Origin of the sequence: Halobacteriovorax sp. ZH5_bin.2 (assembly GCF_043196375.1) — a bacterium.
Lineage (GTDB): Bacteria > Bdellovibrionota > Bacteriovoracia > Bacteriovoracales > Bacteriovoracaceae > Halobacteriovorax_A.
This window is the reverse complement of record NZ_JBEBMJ010000001.1, coordinates 514,656-534,078: the sequence shown is the minus strand read 5'-3', so window position 1 is coordinate 534,078 and position 19,423 is coordinate 514,656. Positions and strand designations below refer to the sequence as shown.

Annotated in this window: 20 protein-coding genes; 2 read left to right on the top strand and 18 right to left on the bottom strand. The window is 34.8% G+C overall.

Going from position 1 to position 19,423, the window contains the following annotated elements; translation table 11 throughout:
- Positions 1 to 28: 28 nt before the first annotated feature.
- From ABMA76_RS02605 to ABMA76_RS02575, 7 genes are all read right to left on the bottom strand, one after another.
- Positions 29 to 424, bottom strand: a complete 396-nt coding sequence (locus ABMA76_RS02605; protein ID WP_392908741.1) for a hypothetical protein — start codon at positions 422 to 424, stop codon at positions 29 to 31.
- Between the two features lie 175 nt (positions 425 to 599).
- On the bottom strand, positions 600 to 1,403 hold the full coding sequence (locus ABMA76_RS02600; protein ID WP_392908739.1) for an ankyrin repeat domain-containing protein: 804 nt from the start codon (positions 1,401 to 1,403) through the stop codon (positions 600 to 602).
- 10 nt (positions 1,404 to 1,413) lie between these two features.
- Positions 1,414 to 1,731 (bottom strand): hypothetical protein, encoded by a 318-nt coding sequence (locus ABMA76_RS02595; RefSeq protein WP_392908737.1) that lies wholly within the window; start codon positions 1,729 to 1,731, stop codon positions 1,414 to 1,416.
- Positions 1,732 to 2,063: 332 nt separating this feature from the next.
- Positions 2,064 to 2,894: a hypothetical protein gene (locus tag ABMA76_RS02590; RefSeq protein ID WP_392908735.1), complete on the bottom strand. Its 831-nt coding sequence runs from the start codon at positions 2,892 to 2,894 to the stop codon at positions 2,064 to 2,066.
- A 206-nt stretch (positions 2,895 to 3,100) separates the two neighbouring features.
- A complete protein-coding gene (locus ABMA76_RS02585) occupies positions 3,101 to 3,637 on the bottom strand; it encodes a carboxymuconolactone decarboxylase family protein (RefSeq protein ID WP_392908733.1) in 537 nt (178 codons plus the stop codon).
- Between the two features lie 16 nt (positions 3,638 to 3,653).
- Positions 3,654 to 4,115 (bottom strand): peroxiredoxin family protein, encoded by a 462-nt coding sequence (locus ABMA76_RS02580; protein ID WP_392908731.1) that lies wholly within the window; start codon positions 4,113 to 4,115, stop codon positions 3,654 to 3,656.
- 211 nt (positions 4,116 to 4,326) lie between these two features.
- Positions 4,327 to 4,557, bottom strand: a complete 231-nt coding sequence (locus ABMA76_RS02575) for a YwbE family protein (RefSeq protein WP_392909541.1) — start codon at positions 4,555 to 4,557, stop codon at positions 4,327 to 4,329.
- Between ABMA76_RS02575 and ABMA76_RS02570 the strand changes: the two genes are divergently transcribed.
- Positions 4,532 to 4,837, top strand: a complete 306-nt coding sequence (locus ABMA76_RS02570; RefSeq protein ID WP_392908729.1) for a TraR/DksA family transcriptional regulator — start codon at positions 4,532 to 4,534, stop codon at positions 4,835 to 4,837. The genes ABMA76_RS02575 and ABMA76_RS02570 overlap by 26 nt on opposite strands.
- Before the next feature lie 70 nt (positions 4,838 to 4,907).
- On the opposite strand, the gene ABMA76_RS02565 is transcribed toward ABMA76_RS02570, so the two are convergent.
- The 9 genes from ABMA76_RS02565 to ABMA76_RS02525 all read right to left on the bottom strand — a co-directional run bounded on the left by ABMA76_RS02565 (position 4,908) and on the right by ABMA76_RS02525 (position 10,939).
- Complete coding sequence (locus ABMA76_RS02565) at positions 4,908 to 5,303, bottom strand: hypothetical protein (RefSeq protein ID WP_392908727.1); 396 nt, start codon at positions 5,301 to 5,303, stop codon at positions 4,908 to 4,910.
- A 178-nt stretch (positions 5,304 to 5,481) separates the two neighbouring features.
- Positions 5,482 to 5,997 (bottom strand): helix-turn-helix transcriptional regulator, encoded by a 516-nt coding sequence (locus ABMA76_RS02560; RefSeq protein ID WP_392908725.1) that lies wholly within the window; start codon positions 5,995 to 5,997, stop codon positions 5,482 to 5,484.
- Positions 5,998 to 6,006: 9 nt separating this feature from the next.
- Positions 6,007 to 6,744 (bottom strand): cytochrome b/b6 domain-containing protein, encoded by a 738-nt coding sequence (locus ABMA76_RS02555; RefSeq protein ID WP_392908723.1) that lies wholly within the window; start codon positions 6,742 to 6,744, stop codon positions 6,007 to 6,009.
- A gap of 376 nt (positions 6,745 to 7,120) precedes the next feature.
- A complete protein-coding gene (locus tag ABMA76_RS02550; protein ID WP_393060847.1) occupies positions 7,121 to 7,522 on the bottom strand; it encodes a hypothetical protein in 402 nt (133 codons plus the stop codon).
- A complete protein-coding gene (locus tag ABMA76_RS02545) occupies positions 7,509 to 8,798 on the bottom strand; it encodes a hypothetical protein (RefSeq protein WP_392908719.1) in 1,290 nt (429 codons plus the stop codon). The genes ABMA76_RS02550 and ABMA76_RS02545 overlap by 14 nt, the downstream gene beginning before the upstream one ends.
- A gap of 140 nt (positions 8,799 to 8,938) precedes the next feature.
- Complete coding sequence (locus ABMA76_RS02540; protein WP_393060845.1) at positions 8,939 to 9,262, bottom strand: thermonuclease family protein; 324 nt, start codon at positions 9,260 to 9,262, stop codon at positions 8,939 to 8,941.
- A gap of 193 nt (positions 9,263 to 9,455) precedes the next feature.
- A complete protein-coding gene (locus tag ABMA76_RS02535) occupies positions 9,456 to 9,818 on the bottom strand; it encodes a hypothetical protein (protein WP_393060843.1) in 363 nt (120 codons plus the stop codon).
- A 64-nt stretch (positions 9,819 to 9,882) separates the two neighbouring features.
- Positions 9,883 to 10,191 (bottom strand): hypothetical protein, encoded by a 309-nt coding sequence (locus ABMA76_RS02530; RefSeq protein ID WP_393060841.1) that lies wholly within the window; start codon positions 10,189 to 10,191, stop codon positions 9,883 to 9,885.
- A gap of 181 nt (positions 10,192 to 10,372) precedes the next feature.
- A complete protein-coding gene (locus ABMA76_RS02525) occupies positions 10,373 to 10,939 on the bottom strand; it encodes a class I SAM-dependent methyltransferase (protein WP_393060839.1) in 567 nt (188 codons plus the stop codon).
- A gap of 61 nt (positions 10,940 to 11,000) precedes the next feature.
- Between ABMA76_RS02525 and ABMA76_RS02520 the strand changes: the two genes are divergently transcribed.
- On the top strand, positions 11,001 to 11,909 hold the full coding sequence (locus ABMA76_RS02520; protein ID WP_393060837.1) for a phosphorothioated DNA-binding restriction endonuclease: 909 nt from the start codon (positions 11,001 to 11,003) through the stop codon (positions 11,907 to 11,909).
- 90 nt (positions 11,910 to 11,999) lie between these two features.
- Here ABMA76_RS02520 and ABMA76_RS02515 read toward each other — a convergent pair whose 3' ends face one another.
- Entirely contained in the window at positions 12,000 to 14,588 is a 2,589-nt protein-coding gene (locus ABMA76_RS02515) for an AAA domain-containing protein (protein WP_393060835.1), read from the bottom strand.
- Positions 14,578 to 19,047, bottom strand: coding sequence for an AAA domain-containing protein (locus ABMA76_RS02510; RefSeq protein ID WP_393060833.1), 4,470 nt, complete (start codon positions 19,045 to 19,047; stop codon positions 14,578 to 14,580). The genes ABMA76_RS02515 and ABMA76_RS02510 overlap by 11 nt, the downstream gene beginning before the upstream one ends.
- Positions 19,048 to 19,423: the final 376 nt, after the last annotated feature.

Below are 19,423 nucleotides of genomic sequence, written 5' to 3'. Positions count from 1 at the left end.
AAACCAAAGGAGCATGGCACCGAACTATTTATGATTCAATCTCACCACAAGTAAGCATCTTCTTTCCATAATATGGATTATTGATAGAAGAACCTTTTTGAATCCAACGGGCCTTTGCCATAGGACATTTGACGATCTTAAGATCGCTATTTTCAAGTGACTTACCATTCTTGATATAAATCTCAGAAAGAAGTTTAAATGATGTCCTTAAAGTGCTAACACTTTTTATATTCTTCTCACAGTCACCGTATTTATAATCTTTAGCATAGTGACCTAGTTCTTTCGTACACATCGTTTTCCAAGACTTTAAGGCCTTATTTAAATCACCCTCAACTAAAGAATTTTGAAGACTTAGATAGTTCTTATAATCTAACTCATGGCAAAAAACGTTCAAACTTAATATTAAAAGAATAGCTAATTTCATGATTTCTCCTATGGGAAGTGTGACATTTTACATACCCCCCTAGGGTATAATAAGGGAAAATTAAAAGCAAGTACAGTGGTGAAGAATTAAATCTTCTTGTTTGTGCATAGCTCTGCTTTCTTAACATGAGAAAAGCAGCACCTCATTGATAAACTCAATAAGGTGCTACTATAACTTATAAACTATTTAAATATTCGTAAACTTCCGTATTTTCATTATTTTGAGCATTATCGATGGCCGTATAACCAGAGTTATTCTTAATCGTATAATATGCGCCATAGTTAATTAAAGTTTTAACAAGCTCTAGATCCCCTATTACTGCAGCAAAATGCAAAGGGGTATCACCATAGCTCTTATTTTTAATATTTATTCTTACTCCCGCTTTAATTAATGCATAGATTGCTCGAAAATCTTTATTACCACTATTAAGTGCTCTAGATAATAGATAAATAAGAGTACTATTATTTTGAGAGTCAACATAGTTGATATTAACTTTCTTGCTTTTCATTAAGTGTAAAACGAGTTCTGTTCTTTCATTTTCACCAAGTCTATTAGAACTGGCCGCAGTAAATAATGCATCAATATTACGAGGACCAATATTTGTTGCTTTTGCTCCAAAGTATAGAAGAGTTTCTAAACATTGTAAGCAGCCAATAAATGAAGATAGTGTAACCGCTGAATCACCATTCTTATTTAATAAATTCAGATCAAGAGGCTCTGTGAAAACATCACCGCTATCTAATAGTAAATCAATAATTTTAGGTGCTTTAAAATATGAAGCCAAAGTTAAGGCCGTATCTCCATTAGTGTTAAGGCTTCTATTAATATTAATTTTCTCTCCAGAATACACAAGATCAATTAGCATCATATCGACTTCAGGATAATTGCCTTCAACAATATAGTCTGCAAATTTATCGTAATCAAAAGAAAAGCTTTTAAAGCTAACTAATAGCGCTAAGAATAAAACAATTTTTTTCATGAATTCTTTCCTAGAAACGACAGTTAAAATTAACGTTCGCATCAATTAAAGGATCAACATATGGATTATTCGCTCTCACAAATCCATTGATACACTGACCTGGCATTACATAACCATTTTGGAATGCAGTCATCCATGCACCATAAGCAGTCAGACCACGCATATTCATATTGCAATAAATAGGTCTGCTGTAGTAATGGTTACAAACTTCACAAACTGCTTGGCCACCGCCATTTACCCAGCAATTAGCATTTGCACTAACATAGGCTTGAGCATTAGATAAAGAACCAACAATAACAAATGCAAAAAGCATCATAAACTTTTTCATAGAATCTCCTTTAAAATTAACGATTGGAGACTCATTACTTTTTGATAAATACGAATGTCAACTGGTGAAAAGGAGAGGTTAAAATTTGATCTATAGAATTCCTTAAGATTACAGGTCAAACTACCATTAAGTACGAATATATGAAGGTACAACAACATATTCTCGCCTTGCATAATTAAGAAAAAATTAACATAAAAATATAGAGTGTAAGAAACATTCCTTATATAATTTAGAAATTTTCGAAGCTCATTCAAAAGGAAGCATTATAGTGATTAAAAAAAGAAGAAAGAGTCGAAGAATATAGCTCCTATTTTAATAGGAGCTAGTATGAATTAGAATCGGACACCGACACCTAGAAATATATTCACACCACTTTGGTCAATCTGCTGAGAGAACCCATCGCTATACTCTTGAGGAGCAATAACATAACTTCTACTTTCAGCACCTACGGAAACAAAGAAACGGTCCCAGAAAATTGCCTTGGCCTCAAGAGAGACACCGTAAGAGTAGCCTCCAATATCGTTATAATGATTCTCTTCGTACTTCTCTCCATTATAATAAGTTTTTGAATCAGACTTCACGTGCACAACACCAGCACTCACTCCAGGGCTAATATCAAGTTTAAACTCTGGCGTATCTATCAGACGAATAGCGTATTTAACACCTAACTGTATATCATTTAACTCTGTCGTATTTTTTATTTCATACACATCGCTACGGTCTTCTTCTAAAAAACCTCCTTCCGTGTACCCAACATGACGCCCATTCATACTATACTTTCTATAGGTATCTGATAGTTCAATACTAAATTTATCTGTTACTAAATATTCAATGGAGATTTTTCTACCATCTTCTAAAACAGTATTCTTCTTAAGCATTTCATTAATTTCTTCATTGCTAAGGTTATAAAGATTTTCATCCTCGCGATTAACATTATATTCAGTTTCAACATCAGAGTATCTTAAATTAGAATATGTAATTACAATTTTCTTTCTAACACCATCAAGCTTAGACTTTTCATCTACCGCCCTTTCCTCGATAGCAATAGGCTTATAAACAGCTTCACTATCTTGAGTGATCTCATTTAAATGCGAATGACTAATTTGATAATTATTAGCAAAAATATTAGCAGTTAGAACTAGGACCACTGATAGCTTTTTCATATCTTCTCCTGAGTTGAATGGTTAATTAAATTAACTATAATATGATTTTGATCATCTTTGTCAGGGAGTGAAAATATGTTAATAATGTCTAAATATTAGACACTTACATTAAGCTAATTCAGTAAATTTCAATCTATATTTGAAGAGAATAACGAATATTAAGAGAGACCGAGATTTGAATAATCTCGGCCTATTCTTTATTAAACTTAACGAAGATTAACTTTTGGAAAGTCCAATGGTACGGCAAAGGATACGTTAGTATAATTTGTAAAAATATTAAGCGCAACATGAGCTAAAATCTCAGCGACTTCTTCATCATTAAATCCTGCCGCTTTAACCTCATCAACATCACTACTATTAATGGCACCTCTATTTTGTACAATCTTTCTTGAAAAAAGAAGAGCCGCCTGTGTTCTTGGATCGCTTGATTCACAAGATTGTGCTGCTCTCATTTCATCGTCTGATGCACCAGCTTTTTTCCCTAGAGCTGTATGTGCCGACAAACAATATTCACATCTATTAATATCTGCAACCAGTACAGCAATTTGCTCACCTAACTTGGCACCAAGTCTTCCTTTTGCTAATGCTCCAAAAGAATTCCACATACTTTCAAGAGCGACTTCAGAATTACCAATTACCTTAAACATATTTGGAACTGTACCAAAAGCATCATTTATCTGTGAGAAAATTTCGGCATGACTTCCTGATGTTTGAGAAGGTTCTTTTATTTCAATTCGAGACATAATTCCTCCTTATTAGTTATGTCATATTATTTATAAGATGATCGATAAATGTTTCTAAATTCTCTTGCTCAATATAACCAAAATGCTGGAGTTGAATATCCCCTAAATGGTCAATAATAATTAGGCTTGGCGTCCCCTGAAGTTGATAAGCCTTCATCGTTTCAGGAATCTTATTACCCTCTATTCGCTTATCTATCCCTATTGGAAATGGAAGTCTCCATTCCTTGATAAAAACATCCAAACAATCAGGAGTCATTGCATGATGGTTTTCAAAAACAGTGTGAAGTCCTACGACTATGACATTTTCAGAATTATATTTTTTATATAATTCAATATTCTGAGGAATTCCACGATAAACACAACCAGGGCATAGCATTTGAAAGGCATGAATTATTTTTATTCCAGGACCTTCTACATCTAACTCATAACCATCTTTACAATTCACCCACTTGTCTACAACTAAGGCTTTGGCCTTCATATAGTACCTCAATTCAAAATAGACGACTGTTTATTTTAAAACTAATAATTTTTAAATAATCATACAAAATGTTATTAGAGGCAAGGTCTGACAGAGTAGTCAGTAGGTATAAATTAGTACATTATGATGAAGTTTTGAAAGAAAGAATTAATAAAAAAATATCTAGTATATTTAGAAGGTCTACTTCTTCAAATTTATTAACCTGATCGTCTTATTTAAGAAAATCTTCGATGAACCAAAAACAATCCAAATCTAGAATTTCCTTAACTCGGCCAACGTCTCCGCTTTCAAGACGAACCTTAATTCCATGAGGGTGGTAATCTGACTTCGTTAGGATATCTTTTACGATACCTTCCGTTAAATTACCTGTGCGCTGATCTTTCTTTAAGACGATGCGAACTCTCTCGCCTATTTCGATGCGAGAAGATATCACTGAAAGAATTGAAGTTTTAACACAGGATAAAACACGAAAGGCCCGGCCCTTAACGAGTGATCTCGATGACCAGTCCATTGCAGTAGAAAATGATGAAGTTATTGAAGACTTAGATGAGCTAGCAAGAATAGAGCTTAAAAATATTGATTATGCTCTTACAAGAATTCAAAATGGAAATTATGGAATATGTGATCAATGTGGTTCTAAAATTGAGGCCAGTAGACTGAGTGCTCTGCCTTACGCTACGACTTGCATAGAATGTGCAGAAGCATCCAAAGAGAAATATTAGTAAGCTATGAATCGAGACAATTAACCTCCCAGACAATCTCCAGGAGGTCCAAGACTCTTTGCGTGAAGTATCACGCTCTTTTTAATTTTCCTTGGTACTTAAAAAACTTTTCAAGGGAATTATTTGAACTAACATCAAAGTCGATAAGCTCCCAGACTGAGTCATCAGGATCAAGGCCCATGTGCAAGATATATTCTTTTTGGGCAACAAAGAATTGTCCTCTAAATGTTAAAAGATAGCCGCCATTTTCTTTTTGATAATTCTTAGCTTCACTATATTTAGCAAACCAGTGAGTGAGGAAAGGAGACGATTTTTGATACCAAAATGTGTCGATACGATTCTTATAACTCTTCCAATCAGAGTAGCCATTTTGATAAGCAAGTTGCTTTTGGGCCTGTTTTAAGGGAATACCATTGAGTTTTGCGAATTTTTTGGCCTCTCGCTTGGCCGTAAGTACAGGGTTCATAATAACCTCTTATAAGGCTTAGAGTGTTCGCATGATGGCCTTAAAAAATAGTTAATATGAATGTCAGGATTATGAAGAAGTGAACTCATAGGTCTTTTGCGAACTGTAGGCGGCTTCCTCCACCTGCAATTAGAATATAGGCAAGCTAAGTTGATGTCAACAAGGTGTCTTTTTGATTCTATTTTTCAGGTTGTGGAATTAATAAGTCCTCGAGAAAAAATGCTGATAACTGTGAACGACCAGATACCCCCGACTTAGCATAAATTGAAGCTGCTTGTGAGCGTGTCGTTTTTTCCACTGTCGATCGATACTCAGCAATCTCTTTTAAGCTGAAACCTTTAATGAGTAAGAATGCTACTTCTTTTTCAGATTTAGTAAGTTGCCATTTATCTAATTGAGTATCAATTGACTTGCTCAAACCGTCGAGAAATCTTTTAGAACTTTCCTTCCAATGGGTATTTTCTTCAGTGAGTTTGGCCGATAATTCTCTTTCTTTTCTTAATGACTTTCTTAGTGTGAATGTTCCCTTAACAAGAAAATAAACACCGACTAATGCCATTAGCGCAACAATTCCCTCGATTGTAACATGCCACCACACAACTCCTTCACTAAGATCAGTTAGAAGATCAAATATTGTCATCAAACTGATAAGTAACAAAATACCAGAGATTATAAGTCTTTCTTTTTTATTCATTTAACTTTCCTAATCGTCATCTTTCTCATGGTCATCGTCATGTTCTTCAATGATAAAACTACTTCCTCCTTCACCTAATTGAAGTTGAGTTCCAAAGGAATTGAGCTTTCCTGTATCTCTATCAAAGCTTTTAAGTAAGTAACTCCCCATTGCAGAAAGAAGCATAACAAAAACAAGTGCAACAATGATATGGTTTGATTTTATCTCACTTTCTACATCAACTTTAGCTTTTTTCCCATTAAGCATACTATAGATCATCCCATCATTATGCTTAAATTGATGAAGTAAGACACCAGCAATATGAAAAAGAACGATTATTAAAAAACCGTTGGCCAGAAGCTCATGAATTTCTTCAAAGAAATGCTTACTTATCCCTAAAGTCATCAGTAGCCCAGAAAGGCCAATTCCCAGGGTAGAAACCATCATTAAAACTACTGCATAGCTAGATGCTGGGTTATGCCCTAAATACCTCTTCGATTTACTAGATAGTACAGATTTAAAATATTCAATCAGCTCAGAGGGCCTTAACTTAAATGATGTGAATCTTGAAGTTTTTGAACCGACAAAACCCCATACGATTCTTAGCACCACAAGGAAAACCATCAGTATTCCTGAAATCATGTGATAAGCGTAAAGCGCCGAGTCATCATCAATCAACTTTGCAATTGAAAACGACATCACAAATAACATTGCAAACGCCCAGTGAAATATTCTAATCGGCAAATCGTAAGCTTTTGAATTTTCCATAAAATCTCCTTGAATCCTATTCTAATATCGAATATTTTCATCAAAATTACATGGGACGAATGCCCTATATCTAAAGATTTCAACGACTTAGAACACAAGAAAAAAGAGGAAAAGTATCACGTACCTTTTTGCCTTTCATGGATACTTTTCGGGATGCAGTCCGGATGATTTTTTTATATGCCTGCCAAGAGATAGTTCTTAATTCTTCCTATCACCAAAGGCAACATAAGACTTAGCAATATTGCTCATCTCTCCATTTCATAATTCAATGATCATCTCATCGAATTGATCTTTTGTTTCATAATGAAAGTAGCCTTCAACCAAATACTAAGACACTCGCACGTTCATTTTAAACAAAGACATCTAGAACATTTTTTTATTCTTCATTATCTTTCTTTAAAAACTTATAAATCGCTTCAATTACTATCATATAAATCGAGCTATAGAAAACCGTATACAAGAAACTTGTAGCAAGCGCGTGGTAATATGACCTCCCCTCTGTGAGGTAATTATAAAGGCAAAGCATCACAATCGTAGAAAAGCCAAAAGTATGTGCTAGGTAATCGTGTTCTTCACCTCTTCTAACCTTGTCACAATTTTGGAGAAAGCAGTAAAAAGCATAGATCCCAAGTCCCGTAACCATTGCATAAGCAAGGCCTGTGCTTAGTATTTTAACGGTATCATTATTAGAAACTCCATAAGTTTCAGCAACACCAAGCCCGAAAGAAGAGATTAAACATATAATACCAAAACTTTTTATTTTTTTATCTAGTAACATCATTTCTCCTCATCCCTAACTGCGGTCTACCGTAATTGATCTGAAAATCCTTAAAATTAATATTAAAAACTCTATTTAAGTTTACATTATCATCGATTACTTCAATATCATTTTTTACTCTTCCCAAAAAAACAATCATTCTTCCGTCACTACAATCCTTCTTTCCCTTACACTCACTTCCATCGTCTGTGTTCTTTGGCTCCTTTGGATTTATAGGTTCGTCATCACCTTTTGGTGTATCATCACTTTTAGGTTGATCTCCACCACCAGTTCTTGGTTTATCTACCTTAGGTGTATCAGGATTTTCTGGTTTATCTTCTGGCATATCTGGAGCCCCAATCCCAGTTCTAGGATTGTCAATCTTAGGTGAATCAGTTTTAGGCTTGTCTTGTTTTTGACTTTTTCCTTTATAATAATCTTTAAGTTCTGAGTTACAATTCATCATACAGGCGCCACCGACAATTAGAGCAGCTCCTAAACCAACATATGGGCCAAGTTTCCCCCCACCTAAACCAGCCATTCCTGATGTTATTAAACAATTAACTAAGCATGTTTTAACATCACCACTGCTCGTCGAGCTTGTTGCATACAAAAGACTATTCTTATCCTGCTCCAACTTATTAGCAAGAATCGGACTAACCATCTCCCCTTCATTCACACCAAATTGAGAATCACCCATTCTCGGAGCAAGGCCATCAACCACACCCGTCTCAGGAGCTTCACTTTCATCTCCAAAGTTATTTTCAAAATTCCCCATACGAGGACCGCCAAATGGAGATTCTTTATCATGATCAATCTTTACAGCATCAAGGTCATAGCCGCGATCTATTTCGATTCCAAAAGTCTTTTCAAGTTCATCACCGACACTTGGATTTAAAGTATTAACAATATTTGCTATCCCTAAAACCTTATCACTCATCCCCATTGAGGCATACATATCCATAAAAACGATAGCAGGATTTAAGAGTCCATTGTGAATTCCATTTTCTCTGATATTGGCCTTGAACTGACCTAAAGCTGTTTGGCGATCCACACTTCCATCTCTAAAGTCAGTGGCAATTTCACTGATAAGATTATTCGTCAGCTTTTGAAGCATTTTATTTGGAAATTTCTCACTATACTCATTTGTGAAGGCTTCTTCACTCTTAAGAAATACCTTAAAGCTTGTGGCCCTCTCTTTTAGGCACTCATTTGATAAACATGAATTAGTGGTAGTGGTCAGCGCGAACGAGCTATTAAGAATTAGCCCTGCTGTGATTAGTATTAGTGATTTCATTTAGTCTCCCTATTAAGTTTTTGACAACTTATAGGGATCTCATTTCAAAAGCGAAATATTTCCAATGTGAAATGGTTTTATTCAATTATGAGCCTTTACAAAATGGTTCCTGGATACTTTTCGATGTGTGCGCCACCATCCTAATTCTCCGACGCTATCTCGCGATTCGTCTTACACCAATCAATCTTCTTCTTAGTCCCTCCGTCATAAGCATAGGCAAGGCCATTTTTAAGAAGATAATATGACAGCGACTGACCATCGATTTTCACATCGGCCACCACGCGAAAGTACTTACCTCTTTGCACATTCTCTAGATCAATGCGTTTGGCGTGCTTTAAAAGATTCGTCACAATCTTCTTCGCATCTCGCCCCTTACTCTTCTCGCACGCATTCTTCGTTCGAATCTCCGGCGTATCCACCCCACTCACTCGCACATTGATTCGACTGCCAATCAGCGGATGCACATTTGGAATATCAAACGTCACCGTGTCCGCGTCGTAGTTCTTCACATACTTTACGCAACGGAAGTTGTTGGCGTCGTGGGTGCAGTCTGATGTTGCTAGTGTTGTTAGTTGGAAGATTGAGATTAGGAGTGTGAGGGTTATGTATTTCATACGTAACCTATCGGATATTTTGATAAAAAGTTTAAAGTGCTAATTACTGTTTATTGTAAGTAAAAGAACACTCCTCACCTGTCTTAAGCTTCACTTCCACATAGATATCGAAATATGAATCAACAGCACCTACATCATACAAACTAGGAACATTCTTAGTTTTTATAAAATCAAATTTCATATAATCAATGTCCTCTGAATAATCAATATTATGTTTCTTTGCAAATCCAGCAAAATACTTATCATATACGGAAACAATTCGAGAAAGCGGTTCAGGAATATCTGTCACTCCAGAGATGACTCCTCCAGGAAAAGAAATAGTCATTCCTTTATCACTATTTGCTATAATTTTTGGTACATCTAATTGAAAATTAAAATCACTCAAACTAGTATCATCATCTGCCATTAAACTATAAAGACTACTGATGCATGTTCTCGCGAATGCTTTTATTAATTTCATAACCTAACCCCTATTCCTTATCCCAAAGCTTTTGCATATCATGCTCACGCCAGTACTCACCTAAGTCTTCGTGAACCTCATCTTCAATATTTCTGAAACTAATAATACGATATTCAGTAAGAAAGTAGATTGCGTAAAATTCAAGCCCCTGCCAATTTATTTTATATACAGATATGTCGTTTCCACGGCGCCACTTTACAAGCTCAACACATTCATCATCATTAATGATTAATTCATTTAACTCATGTAATTGAGATTCTGTAATTTCATGACCGATACGTTTTTTGAATCTATTAATTGCGTGAATTGGAGTCTTCATATTAACTTCTTTGCCCTATAACAATGGTACTATATGCTTTTTCGTTCACATAGCGTATCCAAGTTAAAATCGTATTAATTAATCATCGACAACAAGTAGAAAAAGTTGAACGAAATCAACAACTTATGAAAACATTATAGTTCTAATGATAAACACTTAAAATAACGAGTATAAAACAAGGTTACTGTTTAGACAGAAGAAGATTGAGCCACCTCTCATCACGATCAGGCCTCTTATCTTCAGTAACCCAATCCTTTGAGATCGTAAGACTCTGAGGCAAGAACTCTTTAATCGTCTCAAGATTCTGATCATTGAAGAAGCGCCCGTTGCGCTCACCTTCAAACTCTCCGTACTTGAAAGAACAATAGAAAACAGCATCTTCATTCATAAGGTCTGCAATTTTTGAAAAGACATCCTTAAGTTCATTTGATGGCACATGCAAAAGAGAAGCGCATGCCCAGGCTCCATCAAACTTTCCTTCAATGCTCACGTCTTGAAGTAAGCCTTCATGTACGACACAACCACTATGCTCACGAGCAAAAGCTGCAAGCTTCGAGCTCGGCTCCACTCCCTCTACCATATATCCATGATCGACAAAATACTTCAAATCACGACCAGGGCCACAACCGATGTCGAGGATAGCTCCCCCTACTTTCATTTTTTTTAAGAAAGGTTCGTATAGACTCGTAAGATCGAGATTAAGTGTTGAGTCGATGAATTCTTGGTTGTTCTTGTCGTAGTAATTCATATAACTAGATTACTCGAAATTTATAATCGCATCAAATCTATTTAGACGATATAATGTAGCTATGATCGAAGAATTTATCCAATGGTACGAAAATATTAATAAGGCACGTGCAAAAGACTATTATGCACCTCACAAGCCTATCACAATCTTATATGCACTTGTAAAAGCTGCAAATGACGTACGCTGGATTGAATTCAATAAAGATCGTGAAAAACTTGAGTCTATTATTAGTGAATTTACGAAGTATTCAACAAGGCCAAACTGCCTTCAGCCTCTATGGAGACTAACTAATGATTCAAAGACAATGCCTTTTTGGACAACTCAGCCTTCAAATATTGTCTTAAATAGCAAAGGTGATATTCCAACAGGAAGTGCGAAAGAGAATAACTTCAAAGCTGGTTTTAGTGATGAGGTCTACAACAAGCTAAAAGAAAATAAAGCTCATATACATGCCCTCATTCGCTATATCACTGAAGACAACTTCCCAGGTAGCCTCCATGAGACTCTTTGGGAATTACTTGGTGTCTTTGACCTTGAGGTTCAAGCTCCACCCCAAGAGACTATCACGACAACAGTAACTAAAGTTAAGAGAGACCCAAAGTTTCCAAAACTTATCCTATCCCTCTACGGTAACCAATGTGCTTGTTGTGGATTAAAGATTAATTTCAAAAATAACACCGCCCTATCAATGGAAGCGGCCCATATAAAGTGGAAAGCTCGTGGCGGTGATTGCAATGAACATAACGGTCTCGCACTATGTCCTACTCACCACTTCACTTTCGACCGCGGAATCTGGACACTTAATTCAGACTATAGAATTGAACTTAGTGAATCAGTTTTAATTGATCGCAAAAATGACACTTTCTTTACACCTTATATTGGTGAATCGATTGGAAGGTTTATTTTAAATGAAGAATTACTACCGAGTGTTGGAAATATTGAGTGGCATAGGAAGAATATTTTTAAATAGCTATAATCAGTGAAAATTAAATTATGAATTTCAAAAGTTACAGTTCCAAAGATACAAATAAACAAGAGTATTATTCGTCTTCTTAAAGCACTATATCTCTTTCATCAACTTAATCAATTTTTCTTTCTCCCCACTCCCATCAGTTCTAAACCTTAAAAGTGGAACACCTATCTTTTCAAATATACTATTTTTTAAGAGGTCCCTCTCGCCTTGTCTACTGCCTTCTTTATGATAGTTCACGCCATCTACTTCAATTGCAAGCTTTGGCATCTTTCCAAACGAATCATAAATGAGAAAATCGACATGGGTCCATGAGTTCATTGCATATTTAACTTCTTCTTCTGTTAAGGAGCTATAGTCGTTAACAATCATTTTAACTGGAATATGAGAGCTACAACGATAAGAAGTTTCCTCTTGTTGATTTAGGTCTCTAATCACCTCGGAAATCAATTTATAAGCTAAGTTCTCACTATCGTATTGTGAAACTCTTTTTGTACGCTTTAGATACTCTTCTCGTTCCTGCTTATAGCTATCATACAGATAATCAAAAACAGAATTAACCTTACTCTTAACGACAGCAAAGTTGTTATATTCAATATACCTCACCAAAGCACCGATATTTGTATCCTTAATTGAATCATGATCATTAACAACTAAGATTAACTGATCCTTTGCTCTAGAGATTGCAACATTTAAGCGATTTGCATTATCAGTGAATTCAGATATTTCATTATCAACAGTCGAAAGGATAACGACATCATTCTCCTGTCCTTGAAATTTATCAACTGTATCAGCCTTTACAGCCGTATCTGAGAATGCTTTTTGTAGAGCATTTGTCTGATCACGATAAGGCGTAATGATTCCTAGAGAACCATCATCTACATTTAAACTTTGTGCAGGAATAATTTCATTCTTGATCACATCAATTTGTCTTTGATTCATGCGATTTCGTGCATGATTCCCTTGAACAGTCTTATAAACAATCAAAGGCTCTCGTTTACTTTTATTTTCACTCAGTACGACAAGTTGACCATCATAGAATTTCTTATTACAGAACTCAATAATTTTCGGATGACAGCGATAATGCTCGCGGAGTAATGTTCTTGGAGCATCGGGAAATAATTCAATGAGAGAGGATAAAAGACTCTGGTTTTTATAACGGTAGCTCTCGATTATATCAAACTCTTCAAAAATCTCATCTGTAATATCTGCTGTTTTAGAGTCCACAACATGAGGGAGCTGTTTCAAATCCCCAACAATCACGGCCTTGTGTGCACAAGAAAGTGCAAGACCACCTGTGCATAAATTGACCTGTGATGATTCATCAACAATGACGTAATCATAAGTAATATTTTGAGACAAGCTGCTTCTTACTGAATAAGTCGTACTTAGGATCACTGGATAATCATTAAGAAATTCAGCTGGACCTTTTTTAATATCCTCTAAATCATAAATTCTTTTTTTCTTATAATGATATTTATCCGCAAGTTTCGATTTAAATAACTTAAAGGACAAATCTGAATATTCATTCATCTTACGACCAAAATCGTATACGCTTAATGAGTTCTCTAATGAGCTAACCTTCTCTCTTAGTTCAACAAGTTTTAACTCATAAAAGCGACTTTGAAATTGTAGTATCAATTCCTCTTTTGAATACTTCTCTATTAAGTCGTGAATAAAGATTTTAGTCCCAGCCTTACCTAAAAATATTGATTTAACTCTTTCAAATATTACACTAAATCGACTCATCTCCTTAAATTCTTCGCACATAATCCATGACAAGAGTGCTTTCTTTGCTTCTCTTATATTCAACACTTCATCTATCAACTTAAAGGTTTCACTCTTAGTTACATACTTTTTAAAATGATTTGCTTCTGTCTCAACCGTGCTCAGTTGATGCTTAAGATTAGAAAGCTCTATTTTTTGTTTAAGTTTTTCTTGGAGATCCTTATTCATCATAACAAGCTTACCTAAAAGCTTTTCACTTTCTTCGCCCTCAAGCTTCCAGCTCTGCATATCAGGGCGAGGCTTTTGAGATCCAACAAATTCTTTCTTATTGTCAGTATTTCCTAGATAAGCTGCAATAAATCCAACACCATACTGCTCTAACTTATCAAACACATTTTGAGTCGCAGAATTATTACTAGAAACAACTGCAATTGATTCACCATTAATAACCGCGTTCGCAATTATATTTAAAATTGTTTGAGTCTTCCCCGTCCCTGGTGGCCCTTCAATCAGGCTCAGTTTATTACTTACAGCTTCATCAACTGCTTTCTTTTGACTCTCATTAAAACCAAACGGAAAGATCGGTGTGACAGGATTTTTCCCTGCTTCTTCATTTGATTCTTTCAATTTTCCATTTAAAAAGGCATCTAACATTCCACCCGGTTCAACATAACTAATCTTTGAATAATTATATGCGAGGATATTAATTCGCTGGCCATCCGCAAATTTCACCTCAAGACCAATTTTATTAGAAATTTTAGTTAGGTAATTCAGGACACTTTTTGATCTTTCAGATTGTGATGAAGGCTTAATAACTTTGACGTTATTTGAAGCGTATGAATAAGTCTTACCAGACATGAAGGTGACACTAAACTTCTTCCCATTGCGCGTAATCGATTTAATGTCTTTTGTTCTATCTTCTCCCTTAAGGAGAATTATCTCACTTTTCATTTTCTATTGACTCAAGTATCTGCTCTCTAAATATTTCAGATTTCTGAAGTAGTTCCTCATCTATAGAAATATCGATTACATTTTCAGATGAAACTTCATTTCCTCTTTTCACATTTAGCTCATTTAATCTGTTGTAAAGCCAGTCAACGGTCTCCTCTCTTCTTCTATAGTAGTCACTTCCTCTTATCCGAACAAAAGTGAACCCAAGTCTCTCGAGTACAGCTTGTCGCTCAAGATCATTTCTTACCTGTTCCTCTGTTGAGTGAAATTTTTCACCGTCGCACTCTAACGCAATTCTTTTTCCATCTTCGGTAAAAAGAACTATATCGATCCTATAGGCTCCCACAGGAAACTGAGGTTCGAATAGATAATCTTCCCTTAGTAAATCTTTATGTATAGATTCTTCAAAATGTGATTCTGCTTGAGTTGTTAAATGTGAATACTTCTCCATTAAGTCTCTTGGGTCATGAGCATGTTTTAATAGCTTCAATCTAATATCGTCTGACTGTAGATGGATATCTTTACTCATACTGTGCATAATCCAAAGTTGATCTTTTGCCCTACTCACTGCAACATTATATTCTTTCTTCAATAAATCTGTTTCACTTTTCTTTCTCATTGGACCTTCAGAATTTGGTGATTCGACCATGCTCAAGAATATAATATTTCTTTCATCCCCTTGAAATTGAGGAGACTTTCCACAAACAATCTTATGTTTCTCATAGTCAACGGTAGATAATGTTGATCTTAATAGTTTATCTATTATTTGATGTTGTACATTTCCAAATAGTGAGATTACTCCAATGGTTAAATTCTTGTACTTTTCCATGGATGCCATCGCTGCAATAATAGATGTAATCTTTACTGCCTCTTCAATATTTTTCTTTGAACTATCCATGGCCCCTTCAACGAAGTATGGCACTAGAGATGGTGGAGTTGGATTACTATTCGACTCTCTTAATGGTTTGATATTTCCTTGATATTGTAAATCGTTACAAAATTGTATAATCTCAGGAGTACAGCGAAAGTGTTCTGTTAATCGAATAGTCTCACCAAAGCTTGCGCAAGCTATATCATATAGACTCGCTTTATAATCATAAATTCCTTTATTTGGAATTCCTTCGAGAAACTCATTAATTAACTCATCAAGCCCAGATAAGCTTTTACCTGCAGCAGATGGACTGACTTGCTTATCATCACCTACTACAATAACTTTTTTTGCCATAGAGAAAACAGGTAAGTTCGTTATATCTGCCTGAGATGCCTCATCTATGATTAAAACATCAAAAGAATCTTCACCAATTACAAAATTATCCATAACTTTTGACAATGGCATAATCCATACAGGTACTGCACCTCGACATTCTTTCATCTGCCACTTTGCTTCTTTTCTCAAGTGAGCATCCCGTACACCTCTTCCGCTTTTTGTTATTTTATTTTGTGCAATAACAAAGCCTCTCAGTGCTTGTCTCTGCCTTGGAGTAATTTTTCTTAACTGATTACTGACAGCTAGCTTTTGAATAAGATTTGCATCTAATCTTTTTAGTTTCCGCCTAGAGCTAGTAAGTTTATCTTGAATTGTCATTGGACTTATCTTATTTCTTTCAGAAATAATATGCTCTAAATAAGAAGCCTTCCAAGTATCTACTGAAGACTCTATATTTAAAACCAACTCATCTTTAGATCTGCCAAGTAAATCAATTGAAAAATCAGGAGCAATTTTCCCAATGTCTCTACAGATCTCTTCATATTTAGATTCAAGCTCTACATATTCTGTTAATCGGGCTAATTCATTATAGTTAACTTCATAAGTTGAATAATTATTACTTTCTAATGAATTATACAAATATTTAGTAAAGTCAGAGTTTCCAGAGTAGTCCTTGCAAATTTTCAGACTCAGATCGTATTGCTTGGTTAAGTCTTTAACTCTATGCTCATCAATTATTTCTTTTGCAGGCCTTAAGAATAAAATATCTATTTCTTCTAAATAGGAACTCATATCTTTATATAAACTTTCAGAGTGATATTTTAAATCTTCGAAAGACTTACTTGGGATAATAATCCCTATTTCTCCTAACTCTTCAAGATTGCTTTTCAAGCTAAGATATAAATTCACACAGTGTTTAATTTTTTTCAACCTATATGAAACTTCATCCTCAATATTTTTAGTAAACTCTTTAGTACCTGGGGCTCCTAGTCTAGAAACTGCTAGACTTGACCATTTTTCAGATATTCTTTTTCGAATTTTTTTCGTTTTTAGTAAATTTACAACACTTAAGACTTCTTCTTTAGTTTTTAACTCTCTCCCTTGAACAGTAGACTCATTCTTAATTATCTTCATCTCTGTACTGAATATCTTAGCAAAAAAACTGAATTTTACTTCTTTATCAGTTGTATCGTAAATATTCTCTGCACATGTTATTAATGCATCCAAGTCGTGATCCGACTCTAACTTAGGCGCATATTCAAATATTACATGATTATAGGACTCGATCTCATTAAGCATTATTTCGAGATCACTTAAAAATACATTAAATGTATTTAAATATTGTTCACCTCTAAGCATAAAGTCCATCATGGCCTTTATGTATTCTTCAGCATCATTCTTAAAATATACTGCTAACTTATTTAGGTCATTATAAATATTCGTTAATTTATCTACAGGAACCGACCTAAGGATACTTAACTTTTCAGAATCATAATTTTTTAGACGATCTTTTAGAGTAGAATTTTCATTTAATATTAATTTCAGGTCAGCTGGAGAAAGTAACTCATCGATTGGTGGTACTCGAGACTTTAAAATGAAATAATCTTCAACCTTAAGTGTTCTAGTTATAGATTTTAGCTCTCCTAAAACATTAGATGAGATAGGGTTTACATCAGAGTTAAAATGCCCCGAAATTAGAGATGTATTATTTTCAGCAATAAAGAGAGCTGCATCTTTAGGTAAAATTGACTCCCCCTGAAAAGCGATTGGAGAATATTCATTTAAAACGCATTTTAAATATGAAGCTTCAAGCTCATTGATATCATTTATCAAAATATCTCTTTTACCTTTTAGCTCATCAATTTCACGTGCAATTTGATCACTATCATTTTTTGATAATAACTCTTCGAGAAAGTTTACAGCTTTTTGTAACTGCTCCTTATTACTAGTTTGATTATCTAGTATAGAAACACATAAAGGGCGAATATCATCTACAACCTGATCCCTAATAACCTCAAGAGCTTTAGATCGATGTGACGAAACGAGAACACTTTCACCTCTTGCAAGTAAATGACCTACTAAATTTGCGATAGTATGACTTTTCCCTGTCCCCGGAGGCCCCTGAACACTCACACATCCACTATCTTCGAGCAGGTTTATGATCTTCTTCTGTTCTGAATTGTATTCCTTTGTTAAATAATAGTCCCTTTTCTTGACTTCAAATCCAGTACATAATGAGTTGCTTTCTTCAGATGATCCAGGAAGAGCAGGAGGTAGATCTTCAGATTGTTCAAAGTACCCAACCATATTTTGATATGCGACAGGAAGGCTTTCTAAATCATTAATTTTCTTTATATAGTTATCTATTTGTTCAACAAATGAACTTTCTTTTTTAGCGAGGATTATCTTTTGTTCTAAAAAAACAGTAGGCTTATCACTAATAGCAACCCTTTCTTCAGAAAAAACTCCATCTTGCCAAAGCTTATGGACAAGACTTTTTAAAAATAACTCAGTCTTCTCATCATCTGGATCAATATCAAGATTTGAAAACTCTTCTTTTAAAGAGTTTAGAGTACTACCACTAACCTCTAGTGATCTTAAAAGAGATATAAATATTGCACTGTCTACATCTGACTTAGTGATGATAATTTCAGGTTCATCCTTCTCTCCGTCTAATTCAATAGCTATTTCTTTAAATATAAGCGGATGGCTGATTATTACTTCTTTATTGTTATATTGAAGAACTCCTTCTGTTAAATAAAGCTGTAACCCCTCACTATCTTTTTCAATTTTAGCTTTCACCTCATGTAAGTGAGAAAAGACTTTTCTCACCCTTTCACTTGGATACTCCGCTTCCTTCCATCTTTCTCTAACGGCCCTATAATCTTCAATCTTAGAAACAATATCTGGAAAATCTTCAAGATGAATTGTGGTAGTTGTACCATCTTCATTTTCAATATTCATTGACCTTAAGTAATCTAATTCCTTATCTATAAGTTTCCATGACGGCTTCACCCAGTTTTCAATCTCAACAGGAGGAGTCGGACATTCGACAACTCTAGGACGCTTGACTTTTATAAAGTAGTCTTCGGTTTGCCTTCTGAATATATACGGATGATCAGGTAAATTCGATAAATCAAGTTTCCAGTCATACTTTGATTCATCAAGTATTGGATTCTCTAGTTTAGACTTAATTTCTTTAACATAGCTAAATAAATTTGTGACTAGTCTTTTAACACTATCTTTTTCCATAGCTTCGATATTCCATTTAAAAGTTCATATATTTTGTTTTCTTCAATGAGTCATCGACATACAAGACGTAAAACATGAACAAAATCAACCACTTAAGAAACACTGAAGCTTATATAGCTAAGTTATTGATTTCTTTCAAAGAGAAGCTACATTATGTAACAAGTACAAACATCGTACAGCAACATAATCAACTTCATGTTCTTTCTCATTGACCTTGCATAAAGGAAAAGAACCTGGAACTTTTATTAGATATGCTTCACAAGACTAGCTCTACAATCTGGGTATATATAAGACCCCGAGCCAATTTAGCTCTTCAGTGCCTTTACCAAAATTAAATATCAGAAATATAAAAAAAAACAGGCTCCACACAAGTGTT